The following is a 14,761-nucleotide window of genomic DNA, read 5'->3' as shown; positions in this document are numbered from 1 at the left end:
GACTGCATCGAGGAAAGCCCCGATGCTAGCCAGCAGCAGGGTGCTAAAGCAATCGGGCCGCCAGAGGCGGCCCGAACTTCTGTAGCGGATCAGTTGGACGCAGGCAGCACGCCGAAGATGGTGCGGTACAGGGCGCCGATAGTGATGATGCACAGCGGCAGGGTCCAGATCAGGCCGATGCCCAGCGGAATCATGCTGACCAGCATGATCAGGCCGAGGACGATGAACAGGCCGAAGACCTTGAACCAGTGCTGGGTGATGGCCTTGCGGGAGGTTTCCAGCGCTTCCCAGGGCGACAGACCACGCTCGATCACCAGCGGGATGGCCAGGATGTAGGCGATGCTGAGGTAGATGCCGGGAATGATCAGCAGCAGCATGCCGGCGTAGATCAGCACGTTCAACAGCAGCGCGGTGATCAGCAGCGGTACGAACAGGCCCAGGCCCTTGAACACGTCGTTGAAGCTGATGGGCAGGTCCGCCGCGCGGCGGATGCCGACCAGGTTGACGCCGGCCAGGAAGGGGTAGGTCAGCGCGGAGCCCAGGATGGAGACGATGATCTGGCCGACCATCATGCTGGTGACACTGGTTTCGGAGATGATGCCCAGCGCGCCGAAGATGAAGCCGAGCACGGTGGTGGCGATCAGCATCACCACGTAGAAGACGATGAATCCGCCGAAGATGATGCCCTTGGTGCCCTTGACACGCTGCCAGGATTCGCTGATCAGGTCGCCGATGTTGAAGTCATATCCACGGCTGAGTGCTTCGGCGATGGTCGGAACCTGGCCGCTCGGGGTTTCCTGCAGGTTGCTGCTGGGGGCGGCGTAGGGATTGGGAGCGGTAGTATCACTCATGAGATGACGGTCCTTGCTGGGAGGGGAATTTCCTGACCGAAGCATCCTATAACCGCAGGCAATCGCCCACAAGCCGGGCGGCGTGAGCTACTTCAAGCTTTCGCCCGGGATTCTCGTGAAGCTGATGCTAGACTGCCGCGGCATGTTTTCCGGGGAGCTTCATCTTGTCCGCAAGTATCTTCTGGTACGACTACGAAACCACGGGTATCAACCCGCGCTGCGATCGGCCGCTGCAGGTGGCGGGCATCCGCACCGACGAGCAGTTGAACGAAATCGGCGAGCCGCTGAATCTCTACTGCCGTCCTGCCGACGACATACTGCCGCATCCGGCCGCCTGCCGGATCACCGGGATCACGCCCCGGGTGCTGCGCGACAAGGGGCTGACCGAGGCGGAGTTCGTGGCGCGCGTGCATGCCGAACTGGCGCTGCCGGGCACCTGTGGCGCGGGCTACAACAGCATCCGCTTCGATGACGAGGTGACCCGCTACGCCCTGTATCGCAATTTCTACGACCCCTACGCCCGGGAGTGGCAGGGGGGCAACAGCCGCTGGGACCTGATCGACCTGGTCCGCGCGGCCTATGCGCTGCGCCCCGAAGGCATCGAGTGGCCGCGGGACGAGGAGGGCAGGGTATCGCTGCGACTGGAGCGGCTCACCGTGGCAAACGGCATCGAGCATGGCCAGGCCCACGATGCGTTGTCCGACGTGCGCGCCACGATCGGCCTGGCACGTCTGATCCGGGACCGGCAGCCACGCTTGTACGACTTCTTCTATCAGCTGCGCAGCAAGGCCAGGGTGTCGGAGCAGATCCAGCTGCTGCAGCCGCTGGTGCATGTCTCGGGGCGCTTCGCCGGTGCGCGCGGCTACCTGGCGGTGGTGCTGCCGCTGGCCTGGCACCCGCGCAATCGCAACGCCCTGATCGTCTGCGACCTGCAGTCCGATCCCCAGCCGCTGTTGGAGATGGATGTCGAGGGGCTCCGGCGGCGTCTGTATACCCGGCGCGACGAGCTGGCCGAGGGTGAACTGCCGGTGCCGCTCAAGCTCCTGCATATCAACAAGTGCCCGGTGGTGGCGCCGCTCAAGGTGCTACGGCCGAACGATATCGAACGCCTGCAAATCGACCTGGGGCTGTGCGAGCAACGCGCCGAAACCTTGCGTGGCGCGCGGACGCAGTGGACGGGCAAGTTGTCCGAACTCTACGCCGCGGATGACTTCGAGTCGCAGCAGGACCCGGAACAACGACTGTATGAAGGTTTTCTCGGTGATCGTGATCGCAGGTTATGCGAGCAGGTCAGGCACTCGACCGCAGAACAACTGGCGCGAGGCAACTGGGCTTTCGAGGATGAACGTCTGCTGGAATTGTTGTTCCGCTATCGGGCGAGGAATTTCCCGGACTCATTGAACGATGCCGAGCGAGTGAACTGGCAGGAGTTCTGTCGGGACAGGTTGAATAACAGTGCTGCCGGGGCGCCCAATACCCTGGCCGACTTCGAGCAGGCGCTGCAAGTGGAGTGGTCGCAGGCTTCTGCCGAACAGCAGCAAGTGCTGCAGGGTTGGCGCGAGCATGCGCAATGGCTGCGGGATCGTTATTGCGCCGTTTAGCTTTTCGCTGAAATAAAAAATGCCGGCGATTGCCGGCATTCTTGTCTCCCGATGGATTAACCGAGTAGGGTGGCCCAGCTTTCCACGGTGTCGGCGCCCCACTTGGCTTTCCACTCTTTCAGAGTCTTGTGGTTGCCGCCCTTGGTTTCGATCACTTCACCGGTGTTCGGGTTCTTGTATTGCTTGACCTTGCGCGCGCGCTTGCTGGTGGCCGGCTTGGCTGCGCGGGTGGTCTTGCCGCCCTTGGCGCCTTCCGGGTCGAGCAGGGCGATGACGTCGCGCAGAGACTTCTGGTATTCGCCCATCAGGGTACGCAGCTTGCCTTCGAATTCGAGTTCTTTCTTCAGTTTGTCGTCTTGCGACAGATTCTTCAGGCGCTCTTGCAGCTCTTTGATGGCTTCTTCCGTCGCGCGATATTCGTTGATCAGAGACATGATGTGTTCTACCCGATGGCCAGTTGCAGTTGTAAGTAACGAGATAATAGACAGGCCAAGTCGGCAAAGTAAACAAGCAGAATAAGTTTCGAGTGTTCCAATGTGCATGCTTCGCGGCGTATGGGCGGCTTATCCCGTGGTGATGTCGGAATTGTTGCAGCATTTGCATACGTAACGGCGGAGCAGCCGAGATCGAAGTGTCTTCGTAGTTGGTGGCCCGGTCAGATATGAAGTTTCCCCGGCTGCGGCTAGAATGGCGCCCTCGCGAAGTTTCTGGAGTTCTCTTTCATGCGTACCTTTCGGCTGGTGATCGCCTGCCCGGACCGCGTCGGCATTGTCGCCAAGGTCAGTAATTTCCTGGCTACCTATAACGGCTGGATCACCGAGGCCAGTCATCACTCGGACAATCAGAGTGGCTGGTTCTTCATGCGCCACGAGATTCGCGCCGACTCGCTGCCCTTCGATCTCGATGGTTTCCGCCAGGCCTTCGCGCCCATCGCCAAGGAATTCTCGATGGAGTGGCGCGTCACCGATTCGCAGGCGAAGAAGCGCGTGGTGCTGATGGCCAGCCGGGAGTCCCACTGCCTGGCCGACCTGCTGCACCGCTGGCACAGCGACGAGTTGGACTGCGAGATTCCCTGTGTCATTTCCAACCACAACGACCTGCGCAGCATGGTCGAGTGGCATGGCATCCCGTTCCACCACGTGCCGGTCGACCCCAAGGACAAGGCCCCGGCCTTCGCCGAGGTTTCGCGCCTGGTCGGCGAATACCAGGCCGATGTGGTGGTACTCGCCCGCTACATGCAGATCCTGCCGCCGCAGCTGTGTCAGGACTACGCTGGCCGGGTGATCAACATCCACCACAGTTTCCTGCCGTCCTTCGTCGGGGCCAAGCCCTACCACCAGGCGTCCATGCGCGGCGTCAAGCTGATCGGCGCCACCTGTCACTACGTGACCGAGGAGCTGGATGCCGGGCCTATCATCGAACAGGACGTGGTGCGCGTGAGCCACCGCGACAGCATCGAGGACATGGTACGGCTCGGCAAGGACGTGGAGAAGATCGCGCTGTCGCGGGGCCTGCGCTTCCATCTGGAAGACCGCGTGCTGATTCATGACAACAAGACGGTGGTGTTCGACTGACCGTCGGGAGGCGAGGATGAAACGGGGCGAGGCGATACCGCCGCCCACGCTCGGCGAGGGCTGTCTGCAGCGTTACGACCCGGAGGCTCTGAGCGAGACCGACGGCACCGAGTTCCCCGGTGCCGCCGAACTCTGGCGGCGACTGCGGCAAGTCGCCGAGGAGGAGGGTGCGGCGCAGGACTTGCCCGCGCCGGATGAGGCCTAGGCTCTGTACGAAAAGTGCCTGCGCTCGGTGATGCTTCGTTAAAAACGGGTTCGGAATGCTCATTTACAGCTCGTAAACTCGCATGCGAGCCCAGTCCGCTTCCTCACCCGTTTTTGTGGGGGCGCCTAGCCCTCGCCTGACCTTCGCTCGACGACTTTTCGTACAGCCCCTAGAACCTGTTTACGGTCTTTCCGAACCTGGCCTGCCGCTCGGTTTGTCCCTAAGACTGAGCTATAGGCCCGTCATGCCGGCGTAGGCCGGTATCCAGTTGCCCGCGCCGAGTCGCCTGATGGTTTTCTGGACCCCGGCCTGCGCCGGGGTGACGGGTTGGAAAGCAAGGCTTCAGTACAAGAGCCGTGCTGCTCAAAAGATCGTAAACAAGCTCTTAGATACGGAAGCTGTCGACCAGGTGCTTCAGGCGCGAGGCCTGCTGCTCCAGGTCGCCACAGGCGCGCAAGGTGGCCTGCAGGTTCTCCACGCCTTCCTGGTTGAGGGTGTTGATCTCGGTGATGTCCATGTTCAGCGAGTCGACCACCGCGGTCTGTTCCTCGGTCGCGGTAGCCACCGACTGGTTCATCCCGTCGATCTCGCCGATGCGCTGGGTCACGCTGCCCAGGCGCTCGCCGGCCTGGTTGGCGATGGTCACGCTCTCCTCGCTGTAGCGCTGGCTCTCGGTCATAGTGGTGACCGATTCGCGAGCGCCCACCTGCAGCTCCTCGATCATCTTCTGGATTTCCTGCGCCGACTCCTGGGTGCGGTGCGCCAGGTTGCGCACTTCGTCCGCCACCACCGCGAAGCCGCGACCGGCCTCGCCGGCGCGCGCCGCCTCAATGGCCGCGTTGAGCGCCAGCAGGTTGGTCTGCTCGGAGATGCTCTTGATCACCTCGAGGATCTGGCCGATGTTCACCGTCTTGCCGTTGAGCGTCTCGATGTTGCGGCACGAGGCGCTGATCTTCTCCGACAGCTCGTTCATCGCGGTGATGGTCTTCTCCAGCACCTGGCTGCCGTCCTCGGCCAGGTGGCGGGCGTCGGAGGCCTGGTGCGAGGCGTCGGCGGCGTTGCGGGCGATTTCCTGGGCGGCGGCGCCCAGCTCGTTGATCGCCGCCGCCACACTGTTGGTGCGGCTGGCCTGTTCGTCGGAGTTGGCCATTGACGAGTTGGAAGCGTTGACCACCAGCTTGGCCACTTCGTTGAGCTGCTGGGTAGCCGAGGACACCTCGCGGATCGAGCCGTGGATGCGCTCGACGAACTGGTTGAAGGACGACGCCAGTTCGCCGAATTCATCGCGGCTGTGCACGCTCAGGCGCTTGGTCAGGTCGCCTTCGCCCTTGGCGATGTCGCTCATGGCGCGACCCATCAGGTGCAGCGGCTGCATCAGCACGCGGATCAGCATGCCCAGCAGCAGGATGATGATCACCACGGCGATCACCGTGGCGATGATGGCCGAGGCGCGGAATTCGGTGAGCATGGCGTAGGCGGCAGACTTGCTGACCGACAGGCCGATGTACCAGTCGACCGAGGGCAGGCCCTGGACATGGGCGAAGGTGAGGATGCGGGTCTCGCCGTCGAGTTCGGACTCGCTGAACTCCGAGCTGATGCGCGGGGTGTCCTTGGGATACACGTCCCTGATCGTCTTCATCACCATGTCCTTGTTCGGGTGAACGAGGATCTTGCCGTCGGCGCTGACCAGGAAGGCGTAGCCGATGCCGTCGAAGTCCAGCGAGTTGATGATCTCGACCAGGGTGTTCAGGCTGAGGTCGCCGCCGACCACGCCGGCGTTGCCCGCCGGGGTGGCGATGGTGATGATCAGGTTTCCGGTGGCCGCATCGATATAGGGTTCGGTGAGGGTCGAGCCGCCGGCGCTGACCGCGTCCTTGTACCAGGGGCGGGTGCGCGGGTCGTAGTCGGCCGGCATCTCGTCCTCCGGGCGCATGGTGAAGTCGCCCTGCGGAGAGCCCAGATAGGTGAAGGCGAAGGTCGATTTGAGCGCGGGGCGTTCGAGGATCGAGGCCAGTTCGTCCGGTGAGGTATCGGCCGAAACCGACTGGGCCACGCTCTCCACCAGCAGGATGCGCCCGGAGAGCCAGTGCTGGATGTTGCTGGCGGTGACGCTGCCCATCTCCTGGAGGTAGCTCTCCAGGTCCTGTCGGATGGCGCTTCGCTGCAGGTAGTCGTTGTACAGGGTGAACAGCGAGAACGCGGCGATCACGACAAGTGACGCGGCGAGGAGGATCTTGTGGCTGAACTTCAGATTCTGGGTCATGGTCACTTGCGTCCGGTAAGGTCTGGCAGCAGTCTTGTAAGCAGTGGGTGCTCGAGTTATTGAGTGGCGCCCTATTTATAACGACCTTATTGCAGTAAAGCTTTAGCTCGAGGGATGGCAAGATGCCTGTATCCGATTCTTTGATTCTCGGCGCCGACCCGCAGGGGCAGCCGATCGCTCAGGCATTGCGCCTGGCCAACCGTCACGGACTGGTGGCCGGCGCCACCGGGACCGGCAAGACGGTGACCCTGCAACGCCTGGCGGAGCTGTTCAGCGATGCCGGCGTGGCGGTGTTCGCCGCCGACATCAAGGGCGACCTGTGCGGCCTGGGCGCCGCCGGCAATCCCCAGGGCAAGGTGGCCGAGCGCATCGCCAGCATGCCCTGGCTGGAGCACCATTCCCAGGCCTATCCGGTCACCCTGTGGGACGTGGCGGGCAAGAGTGGCCATCCCCTGCGCACCACCCTGAGCGAGATGGGGCCGCTGCTGCTGGGCAACCTGCTGGAGCTGACCGACAGCCAGCAGGCCGCGCTGTACGCTGCGTTCCAGGTGGCCGACCGCGAGGGCCTGCTGCTGCTCGACCTCAAGGACCTCAAGGCCCTGCTCAACCACCTCAAGGACAACCCCGAGCTGCTGGGCGAGGACCGTGCCCTGTTCGCCGGCGCGTCCGCCCAGGCGTTGCTGCGCAGACTGGCGACCCTGGAGCAGCAGGGTGCGGAGGCACTGTTCGGTGAACCGGCGTTGCAACTGGAGGACATCCTTCAACCTGATCGCGACGGCCGGGGTCGCATCCATCTGCTGGACGCCAGCCGTCTGGTCCACGAAGCCCCCAAGGTCTACGCGACCTTCCTGCTGTGGCTGCTGGCCGAGCTGTTCGAGCAGCTGCCGGAGCGCGGCGATGCCGACAAGCCGGTGCTGGCGCTGTTCTTCGACGAGGCGCACCTGCTCTTCTCCGGCACGCCGAAGGCGCTGCAGGAGCGTCTGGAACAGGTAGTGCGGCTGATCCGTTCCAAGGGCGTGGGCGTGTACTTCGTCACCCAGTCGCCGAGCGACCTGCCGGACCAGGTGCTGGCCCAGCTCGGTCTGCGCATCCAGCACGGCCTGCGTGCCTTCACCGCCAAGGAGCAGAAGTCGCTGCGCGCGGTGGCCGACGGCTTCAGGCCGAATCCGGCGTTCGACAGCCTGAGCGTGCTCACCGAACTGGGCATCGGTGAGGCGCTGGTCGGCACTCTGGAGGAGAAGGGCACACCGGCCGTGGTGCAGCGGGTCGCCATCGCCCCGCCGCAGTCACGCATCGGGCCGCTGAGCGAGGCGGAGCGGGTGGCGTTGCTGCGCACCTCGCCACAAGCCGGCCGCTACGACAAGCCGGTGGACCGCGAGTCGGCCTACGAGATTCTCATGGCTCGTGCCGCCACCCAGGCGCCTGCAGAAGCGCCGGCGACGAAGGGCAAGGCCGGCAAGAACGCTGATCAGGGGCTGGGCGACATGGCGGGCGAGCTGCTGGGCGGCCTGGCCAGCCAGGTGATGAAGACGGCCGTGCGCCAAGCTGCCAACCAGATTGGTCGGCAGCTGGTTCGCGGCCTGATGGGGTCATTGCTGGGCGGCAGTCGCCGCCGCTGAGCGGCGCTGGAGGGGCCGGGCGTCCGGCCTATTCCGTCTCGCGGGCCTTTTCGATCTTCTGCAGTTCCTGCTGGAACGCCTGGTCCAGCAGACTGGGCCTCTTTTTCCAGGGCTTGCGCTCCGGGTCGGGCTGGGCTGCGTAGGTCACTACTTCGCCGCCATAGACATCCTTGTAACGTTGCGCCTGGCGATCCAATTCCGCGCGCAATTCGTCTTTCGTCACATGTTCACCATTCGGGCTGCGGGAATCGCCTGCAGCCATGAGTATTGCCAGAAGTTCTGGAAAGTATGAGAGCGGCGCGATTATAGCGACAGCCTCGGACATTGTCAGAGGCGGTCTTGATGCACGGCCGTACTTTCTGAGAGGCGCTGGAGCGCGGGGAGTTCATGGATTATTGCCGCCGTACAGTGCGTTCCTGTGCGCGCTGGATACCGGCGAAGGCTTGATGAATCGTGGCGTAGAGCCATATTGCCCATATGGGCGAGTTGTCTCTTTTGCATTGTCAGGGTGCTTTATCGAACGCCGCCCTGACAATGCACATTTATATAGTCAGCCGAGCAGGCCGAGTTCGCGAAGTTGTCCGACGATGAGATCGGCAGCTTCCTCGGCACTGTGTTTCAGTGTTTCGATGCGGATTTCGGGACTTTCCGGCGCCTCGTAGGGCGAGTCGATGCCGGTGAAGTTCTTCAGTTCGCCTCGCCGCGCCTTCTTGTAGAGTCCCTTGGGGTCGCGCTTCTCCACTTCATCCAGAGGCGTGTCGACGAATACTTCGACGAATTCCCCTTCCGTCACCAGGTCCCGGGCCAGCTGGCGCTCGGAGCGGAACGGCGAGATGAAGGCGGTGACCACCATCAGCCCGGCATCCACCATCAGTCTGGCGACTTCGCCGATGCGGCGGATGTTCTCCACCCGGTCGGCGGCGGTGAAGCCCAGGTCCTTGTTCAGGCCGTGGCGCACGTTGTCGCCGTCCAGCAGGTAGGTATGCACGTCCAGGGCGTGCAGGCGCCTTTCCAGCAGGTTGGCGATGGTCGATTTGCCGGCGCCGGACAGGCCGGTGAGCCAGATCACGCAGGGCTTGTGGCCGTTGAGCCGGGTGCGCGCCGCCTTGTCCACCTCCAGGGCCTGCCAGTGGATGTTCTGCGAGCGGCGCAGGGCGAAGTGCAGCATGCCGGCGCCCACGGTCTGGTGGGTGAAGCGATCAATGACGATGAAGCTGCCCATGTCGCGGTTTTCCGCGTAGGGATCGAAGGGCGCGGCGCGGTCCAGGCTCAGGGTGCAGACGCCGACCTCGTTCAGGCCGAGGGTGCGGCACGGCAGCTGGTCGAGGCTGTTGACGTCGATCTGGTACTTCGGCTGGCCGAGCGCGCCGCCGATGCTGCTGGCGCCCAGCTTGATCAGGTACGGCCGCCCCGGCAGCATGGCTTCCTCGCTCATCCACACCACGGTCGCCTCGAACTGGTCCGCCACCGCCGGCGGAGCGTCGGCGGCGGCGATCACGTCGCCCCGGCTGATATCGATCTCGTCTTCCAGGGTCAGGGTCACCGACTGGCCGGCGATGGCCTGTTCGAGGTCGCCGCCGAGGGTGACGATGCGCCGTACCCGGCTGGTCTTGCCCGAGGGCAGCACGCGGATGGCGTCGCCCGGACATACGCTGCCGCCGAGGATGCGCCCGGAGAAGCCGCGGAAATCCAGGTCCGGACGGTTCACCCATTGCACCGGCATGCGCAGCGGTGCGTCCTCGCGGGCCTGTTCCAGCTCCACCGTCTCGAGGAACTGCATCAGGCTGGGGCCGCGATACCAGGGGGTGTTCGGGCTGGGCTCGGTGATGTTGTCGCCGCGCAGGGCGGACAGCGGGATGCTCTGGATGTGCTCGATGCCGAGCTTGCTGGCGAAGGCCCGGTAGTCGGCGTCGATCTGCTCGAACACTTCCTGGGAGTAATCGACCATGTCCAGCTTGTTGATCGCCAGCACCACCCGGCGGATGCCGATCAGCGACACCAGGTAGCTGTGTCGACGGGTCTGGGTCAGCATGCCCTTGCGCGCGTCGATCAGGATCACCGCCACGTCGGCGGTGGAGGCGCCGGTGATCATGTTGCGGGTGTACTGCTCGTGGCCTGGGGTGTCGGCGACGATGAACTTGCGCTTCTCGGTGGCGAAGAAGCGGTAGGCCACGTCGATGGTGATGCCCTGTTCGCGCTCGGCGGAGAGGCCGTCCACCAGCAGGGCGAAGTCCAGTTCGCCGCCCTGGGTGCCGTGTTTCTTCGAGTCGCTCTCCAGGGCGCTGAGCTGGTCTTCCAGCAGGGCCTTGGCCTCGTATAGCAGGCGGCCGATCAGCGTGCTCTTGCCGTCGTCGACGCTGCCGCAGGTGATGAAGCGCAGCAGGGTCTTGTCCTGGTGCGCCCGGAGGTACTGCTCGATGTCCTCTTCGATGAGCTGAGTCTGCGCATTCATCAGAAGTACCCCTCGACTTTCTTCTTTTCCATGGAGCCGGCGCTGTCGTGGTCGATCACCCGGCCCTGGCGTTCGCTGGTGGTGGCCAGCAGCATCTCGCGGATGATCGCCGGCAGGCTGTCCGCCTGCGACTCTACCGCACCTGTCAGCGGGTAGCAGCCCAGTGTACGGAAGCGCACGCTCCTCAGCTCGGGTTGTTCGCCGCCGTGCAGCGGCATGCGCTCGTCGTCGACCATGATCAGCACGCCGTCGCGCTCCACCACGGGGCGCCGTTCGGCGAAGTACAGTGGCACGATCGGAATCTGTTCCAGATAGATGTACTGCCAGATGTCCAGTTCGGTCCAGTTCGACAGGGGAAAGGCGCGGATGCTCTCGCCCTTGTGCTTGCGAGCGTTGTACAGGCGCCAGAGTTCCGGACGCTGGGCCTTGGGCTCCCAGCGGTGCTGGGCGCTGCGGAAGGAGAACACCCGCTCCTTGGCCCGGGACTTCTCCTCGTCGCGGCGGGCGCCGCCGAACGCCAGGTCGAAGCCGTACTTGTCCAGGGCCTGCTTCAGGCCCTCGGTCTTCCACAGGTCGGTGTGCAGGGCCGAGCCATGGGTGAAGGGGTTGATGCCGCGGGACAGGGCCTCCTGGTTATGGTGGACCAGCAGCTCCATGCCCGATTCGCGGGCCATCCGTTCGCGCATCTCGTACATGGCGCGGAATTTCCAGGTGGTGTCCACGTGCAGCAGCGGGAAGGGCGGGCGCGAAGGGAAGAAGGCCTTGCGCGCCAGGTGCAGCATCACCGCGCTGTCCTTGCCGATGGAGTAGAGCATCACGGGGTTTTCCGCCTCGGAAACCGCTTCGCGGAAGATGTCGATGCTCTCCGCCTCCAGGCGTTCAAGATGGGTCAGGGGCATGTCGGGTGCCTCGTGGTGGCCGGTACTGCTGTTCATGGAGTACCGCCCGTCCCTTCGTCCTGAAGAGGCGGGAGCGGCGTTGGGCAGGAAAAGGCGCGGCGGTCATGGCCGCCGCGCGGGGACTCAGTCGTTCTTCTTGAACTGCCGGGCGAATTCCCAGGCGGCCTGGCTGGCGGAGAAGTTGCCGCCGTACAGCTTGCGGTTGCGCCGGCTGTCGCCGCCCGGCCAGACGTGCTCGCCGTTGGGGATCAGGCGCAATTGCAGCGCGGCCTTGCCCCTGCAGTTCCAGGTGGTCAGCTCGGAGCCGTCCGGCAGATCCTTCTCGCTGGCGTCCGCGCCGCAGCCGTGGGCGCTGGCGATCATCCGCAGCGAGTCCGGCACCGAGCGGTGGTTGACCCCGGCGATGGCGTTCTCGCCCTGGCCACCCTTGAAGGGCACGTTGCTGTCCTTGCCGCCGTGGATGTGCAGCACGGGGATGTTCTTCGCCCCGGGACAGCTGTTCAGCGCCAGGGTGCCGGACACCGGCACGATGGCGGCGATGTCGTCGGGCAGCTCGCAGGCCAGGCGGTAGGCCATCATGGCGCCGTTGGAGATGCCGGTGGCGTAGACCCGCGAGTGGTCGAAGCTGTGGCGGCTGGCGATGTCGGCCAGCATGGCGTGGATGAAGGCGACATCGTCGACCTTGCGTTCCACCGCCTGGCCGCAGCAGCGGCCGGCGTTCCAGGTGCGCCGGTTGGGCAGCAGGCGGGCGCCAGTGCCGTTGGGGTAGACCACCAGGAACCCGCTGGCCTGGGCCACCTTGTTCATGCCGGTGGTGCGTTCGGTCTCGTCGGCGTTGCCCAGGCCGCCGTGCATCACGATCATCAACGGCATCGCTTCCTGGCCCGAGCCCTTGGGCACGAACAGCTTGTAGCTGCGCTCCGCGCCGGCGATCTGCATGCGGTACAGCTCGCCCTCGGCGGCCGTGGCCCGGCCGGCGCACAGCGCCAGGCCGAGGATGAACAGGGGAATCAGGCGCATGGCGCTCTCCTCAGTAGTCTTCTTCGGCCCGCTGGACGCTGGCCACGTCCATGGCCGCGTCTTCCAGTTCGAGCACCACGCCGAGGTCGCTGCGCAGCTCGACCAGCACCGCCTCCAGCCACTGGATGTCCGTCTCGATCTTCTGGCGGAACTTGACGATTTCCTTGAGGCTGAGGTTTTCCGAGGGCCGCCCCTGGCCGTCGAACAACAGGCGCACGCTGGCGGCGATCTCGCGGTTGCCGCTGAGGTGGGACAGTTCGCGGTCCAGATAGTGGCGCACGCGGCTGGCCTGCACGCGTTTCTGCAGGTCGTCGCGCAGCACCTGCAGGTGCGCTGGCAGTTCGGGGAGCAGGTCGCTCGGGGTGCTGATGTTGCCCAGCCGGGTACGGGTTGGCATGGCTCGTCTCGCTCAGTGGGAGTAACCGAACTCGAGCGCGAGGCGCTGGACTTCCGGTTTCAGGCAGGCGCCGTCCATGCGCCAGGGCAGGGGCGCGCGCAGCGGCGGTTGTTTCGGCCGGTGCGGTTCGAACACCGGGTTGCGCAGGTAGTTCGGGTCGTTGCCGAACAGCGCGTTGATCGGGCCGACGGTGGCGAAGGGCGACAGCTCCGGGTGGAGCATGTCCTCCAGCGCCTCGAAGTCTTCGCGCAGGCCGAGCCAGCGGCAGATGCGCGGCAGGCACTGCAGCGGGTCGGCCATCACATCCTCGCCGCGCACGTGCATCTTCTGCCGGGGCGGGACCTTCTCCAGCAGCTCCATGATGTTCAGGTTGATGTCGTGCCAGGCAATCTGCGGGTCGATCAGCGCCTGGCCGTCGCAGTAGTCGATGGAGTTCACCGACAGCGCGTAGCCGCCATCCTGGATCTTCATCACCGAGTTGCCCTGGTTGGTCGGATGGCGGGTCAGGTGCAGGTAGAAGGCGTCCGGGTAGTTCTCGTAGATGCGCTGCAGGTACACCGGGCTGACCACGTGGGCGGGGCTCTTGTCGATGGCCATCAGCGGCGACACCGCGTCGACGATCTCGCGGAACACCTGGATGCCGCTGCGGTTCTGCCGCGCCGCCACCCAGTGGTTGGCCATCACCACGGCGCTGCTGCTCTGCTCGCCGGCGTAGATCTCCGCCACCGCGCGCAGGATGCCGTGGCGCTGGAAGCGCGACATGCCGGTCTTGTCCTGGCCGTCCTGCCACATCTCGATGAGCCGGTCGACGGTGAACAGGTTCAGCTCCGGCAGGCCGTAGGCCTGCGGATGCTGGCCGAGCATGCCGGCGATCAGCGAGGTGTAGGACCTCGGCAGCGCCAGGATGAACAGCGGCTGGCGCATCAGGCCTTGCCCGCGAAACCTTCGACGAAGGGAACCTCGAAGCACTTCTCGTGCATGATCGGGCCGTGGCCGAAGTAGCCGTCCTCGCCGAACAGCTCGCCGTGGTCGGCGGTGATGATGAACCAGGTGTTCTCCGGCGCCTTCTCCATCAGCTTGCCGATCAGGCCGTCGACGTACTCCACGCAGCGCACCTGCTGCTGGCGCAGCATCTCCATCTGCTCCTGATCGAAGAACGCGTCGCTGTCCGCGGCGTTGTGCTGGGCTTCGCCGCCCAGGGTCTTGAATACCCCGTGCACGCCGGAAATGCGCGGCAGGTTCTCGTCCTTGAGCATGTAGGGGTAGTGGGTCTCGCCCAGGTTGAGGAAGTAGTAGTGCGGCTCGTCCTCGGGGAAGGTCATCTCCTCGACCATGCCGGCGAAGTCGTTGTGGTTGCTCATCAGCTTGTAGTCGTCGAAGTGCTGGTTGATCGCGGTCTGCTGGTTGAGCACCGGCATCGACACCCGGGCCACGGTGCGGTAGCCCAGCTGGCCGAGCACCTTGGGCAGCGACAGTTCCGGGATGAAGTCGCGGAACGACACGTCGGCGATGCCGGTGCGCTCCACCCACTGCACGAACTCCTCCTTGTACACCTCCGAGGCGTAGACCTCGCGCGGCGTGCTGTGCGGCAGCATGCCCATGGTGAAGGCGTAGTGCGACGGCGCCGTCCAGGAGGCATAGGAATAGCGCTTCTCCACCTGGCCGACGCGCTCGATGTTCGGGGTGCTGGCCGCCATGCAGGAGTCGTAGCGGCAGCTGTCCATGATGATGAAGACGATGTGGTTGATGGGCGCGCTCATGGGGTTGTCCTCTCTGGGCTGATTCAACGGGGGTGGGTCAGCGCGGGGCGCTGCGGCGGGCGGGTGACGGGGGAGCGGTCGGCGGGACCGCCTGGCAGGCCAGGGGACGGCGATGAGGGG

Annotated in this window: 14 protein-coding genes; 4 read left to right on the top strand and 10 right to left on the bottom strand. The window is 64.8% G+C overall.

Features of this window, described 5'->3' with window-relative positions; all coding sequences use genetic code 11:
• Positions 1-89 precede the first annotated feature (89 nt).
• Complete coding sequence (locus N7640_RS18915) at positions 90-851, bottom strand: hypothetical protein (RefSeq protein WP_279905024.1); 762 nt, start codon at positions 849-851, stop codon at positions 90-92.
• A gap of 164 nt (positions 852-1,015) precedes the next feature.
• Between N7640_RS18915 and sbcB the strand changes: the two genes are divergently transcribed.
• Positions 1,016-2,452 carry an exodeoxyribonuclease I gene (sbcB, locus tag N7640_RS18910; protein ID WP_279905025.1) on the top strand — a complete coding sequence of 479 codons (1,437 nt, stop codon included), beginning with the start codon at positions 1,016-1,018 and terminating at the stop codon, positions 2,450-2,452.
• 56 nt (positions 2,453-2,508) lie between these two features.
• Here sbcB and mvaT read toward each other — a convergent pair whose 3' ends face one another.
• On the bottom strand, positions 2,509-2,886 hold the full coding sequence (mvaT, locus tag N7640_RS18905; protein ID WP_279905026.1) for a histone-like nucleoid-structuring protein MvaT: 378 nt from the start codon (positions 2,884-2,886) through the stop codon (positions 2,509-2,511).
• A gap of 288 nt (positions 2,887-3,174) precedes the next feature.
• On the opposite strand from mvaT, the gene purU reads away from it, so the two are divergent.
• Both purU and N7640_RS18895 read left to right on the top strand, forming a co-directional pair.
• Entirely contained in the window at positions 3,175-4,026 is an 852-nt protein-coding gene (gene purU, locus N7640_RS18900) for a formyltetrahydrofolate deformylase (protein ID WP_279905028.1), read from the top strand.
• 16 nt (positions 4,027-4,042) lie between these two features.
• Positions 4,043-4,231 carry a hypothetical protein gene (locus N7640_RS18895; protein ID WP_279905029.1) on the top strand — a complete coding sequence of 63 codons (189 nt, stop codon included), beginning with the start codon at positions 4,043-4,045 and terminating at the stop codon, positions 4,229-4,231.
• A 385-nt stretch (positions 4,232-4,616) separates the two neighbouring features.
• Here N7640_RS18895 and N7640_RS18890 read toward each other — a convergent pair whose 3' ends face one another.
• Positions 4,617-6,494, bottom strand: a complete 1,878-nt coding sequence (locus N7640_RS18890; protein WP_279905030.1) for a methyl-accepting chemotaxis protein — start codon at positions 6,492-6,494, stop codon at positions 4,617-4,619.
• A 122-nt stretch (positions 6,495-6,616) separates the two neighbouring features.
• On the opposite strand from N7640_RS18890, the gene N7640_RS18885 reads away from it, so the two are divergent.
• Positions 6,617-8,113, top strand: coding sequence for a helicase HerA-like domain-containing protein (locus N7640_RS18885; protein WP_279905031.1), 1,497 nt, complete (start codon positions 6,617-6,619; stop codon positions 8,111-8,113).
• Positions 8,114-8,141: 28 nt separating this feature from the next.
• Here the strand turns inward: N7640_RS18885 and N7640_RS18880 are convergent, their stop codons facing one another.
• The 7 genes from N7640_RS18880 to N7640_RS18850 all read right to left on the bottom strand — a co-directional run bounded on the left by N7640_RS18880 (position 8,142) and on the right by N7640_RS18850 (position 14,641).
• The gene (locus N7640_RS18880; RefSeq protein ID WP_220812873.1) at positions 8,142-8,336 is read right to left on the bottom strand and encodes a hypothetical protein; all 195 of its coding nucleotides are present in this window, start codon (positions 8,334-8,336) and stop codon (positions 8,142-8,144) included.
• Positions 8,337-8,663: 327 nt separating this feature from the next.
• Positions 8,664-10,565: a sulfate adenylyltransferase subunit CysN gene (gene cysN, locus N7640_RS18875; protein ID WP_279905032.1), complete on the bottom strand. Its 1,902-nt coding sequence runs from the start codon at positions 10,563-10,565 to the stop codon at positions 8,664-8,666.
• Complete coding sequence (gene cysD, locus N7640_RS18870; protein ID WP_279905033.1) at positions 10,565-11,500, bottom strand: sulfate adenylyltransferase subunit CysD; 936 nt, start codon at positions 11,498-11,500, stop codon at positions 10,565-10,567. Before cysD ends, cysN begins: the two co-directional genes overlap by 1 nt.
• Positions 11,501-11,587: 87 nt before the next feature.
• Positions 11,588-12,484 carry a PHB depolymerase family esterase gene (locus N7640_RS18865; RefSeq protein WP_279905034.1) on the bottom strand — a complete coding sequence of 299 codons (897 nt, stop codon included), beginning with the start codon at positions 12,482-12,484 and terminating at the stop codon, positions 11,588-11,590.
• Between the two features lie 10 nt (positions 12,485-12,494).
• Entirely contained in the window at positions 12,495-12,881 is a 387-nt protein-coding gene (locus tag N7640_RS18860; RefSeq protein ID WP_220812754.1) for a hypothetical protein, read from the bottom strand.
• A 12-nt stretch (positions 12,882-12,893) separates the two neighbouring features.
• Positions 12,894-13,805 carry a sulfotransferase gene (locus N7640_RS18855; RefSeq protein WP_279905036.1) on the bottom strand — a complete coding sequence of 304 codons (912 nt, stop codon included), beginning with the start codon at positions 13,803-13,805 and terminating at the stop codon, positions 12,894-12,896.
• Positions 13,805-14,641, bottom strand: a complete 837-nt coding sequence (locus N7640_RS18850; RefSeq protein WP_220812756.1) for a sulfatase-like hydrolase/transferase — start codon at positions 14,639-14,641, stop codon at positions 13,805-13,807. Before N7640_RS18850 ends, N7640_RS18855 begins: the two co-directional genes overlap by 1 nt.
• Positions 14,642-14,761 lie beyond the last annotated feature (120 nt).

Source organism: Pseudomonas sp. GD04015 (assembly GCF_029837675.1).
GTDB classification, from domain to species: Bacteria; Pseudomonadota; Gammaproteobacteria; order Pseudomonadales; family Pseudomonadaceae; genus Aquipseudomonas; species Aquipseudomonas paralcaligenes.
The sequence above is the reverse complement of the archived record's forward strand: the minus strand, read 5'-3'. Positions and strand labels throughout refer to the sequence as shown.

What these genes read in the sequence shown, in the direction of transcription:
- N7640_RS18915 (WP_279905024.1), bottom strand. Translation starts at nt 851, where the DNA reads ATGAGTGATACTACCGCTCCCAATCCCTACGCCGCCCCCAGCAGCAAC.
- mvaT (WP_279905026.1), bottom strand. Translation starts at nt 2,886, where the DNA reads ATGTCTCTGATCAACGAATATCGCGCGACGGAAGAAGCCATCAAAGAG.
- purU (WP_279905028.1), top strand. Translation starts at nt 3,175, where the DNA reads ATGCGTACCTTTCGGCTGGTGATCGCCTGCCCGGACCGCGTCGGCATT.
- N7640_RS18895 (WP_279905029.1), top strand. Translation starts at nt 4,043, where the DNA reads ATGAAACGGGGCGAGGCGATACCGCCGCCCACGCTCGGCGAGGGCTGT.
- N7640_RS18890 (WP_279905030.1), bottom strand. Translation starts at nt 6,494, where the DNA reads ATGACCCAGAATCTGAAGTTCAGCCACAAGATCCTCCTCGCCGCGTCA.
- N7640_RS18885 (WP_279905031.1), top strand. Translation starts at nt 6,617, where the DNA reads ATGCCTGTATCCGATTCTTTGATTCTCGGCGCCGACCCGCAGGGGCAG.
- cysN (WP_279905032.1), bottom strand. Translation starts at nt 10,565, where the DNA reads ATGAATGCGCAGACTCAGCTCATCGAAGAGGACATCGAGCAGTACCTC.
- cysD (WP_279905033.1), bottom strand. Translation starts at nt 11,500, where the DNA reads ATGAACAGCAGTACCGGCCACCACGAGGCACCCGACATGCCCCTGACC.
- N7640_RS18865 (WP_279905034.1), bottom strand. Translation starts at nt 12,484, where the DNA reads ATGCGCCTGATTCCCCTGTTCATCCTCGGCCTGGCGCTGTGCGCCGGC.
- N7640_RS18860 (WP_220812754.1), bottom strand. Translation starts at nt 12,881, where the DNA reads ATGCCAACCCGTACCCGGCTGGGCAACATCAGCACCCCGAGCGACCTG.
- N7640_RS18855 (WP_279905036.1), bottom strand. Translation starts at nt 13,805, where the DNA reads ATGCGCCAGCCGCTGTTCATCCTGGCGCTGCCGAGGTCCTACACCTCG.
- N7640_RS18850 (WP_220812756.1), bottom strand. Translation starts at nt 14,641, where the DNA reads ATGAGCGCGCCCATCAACCACATCGTCTTCATCATCATGGACAGCTGC.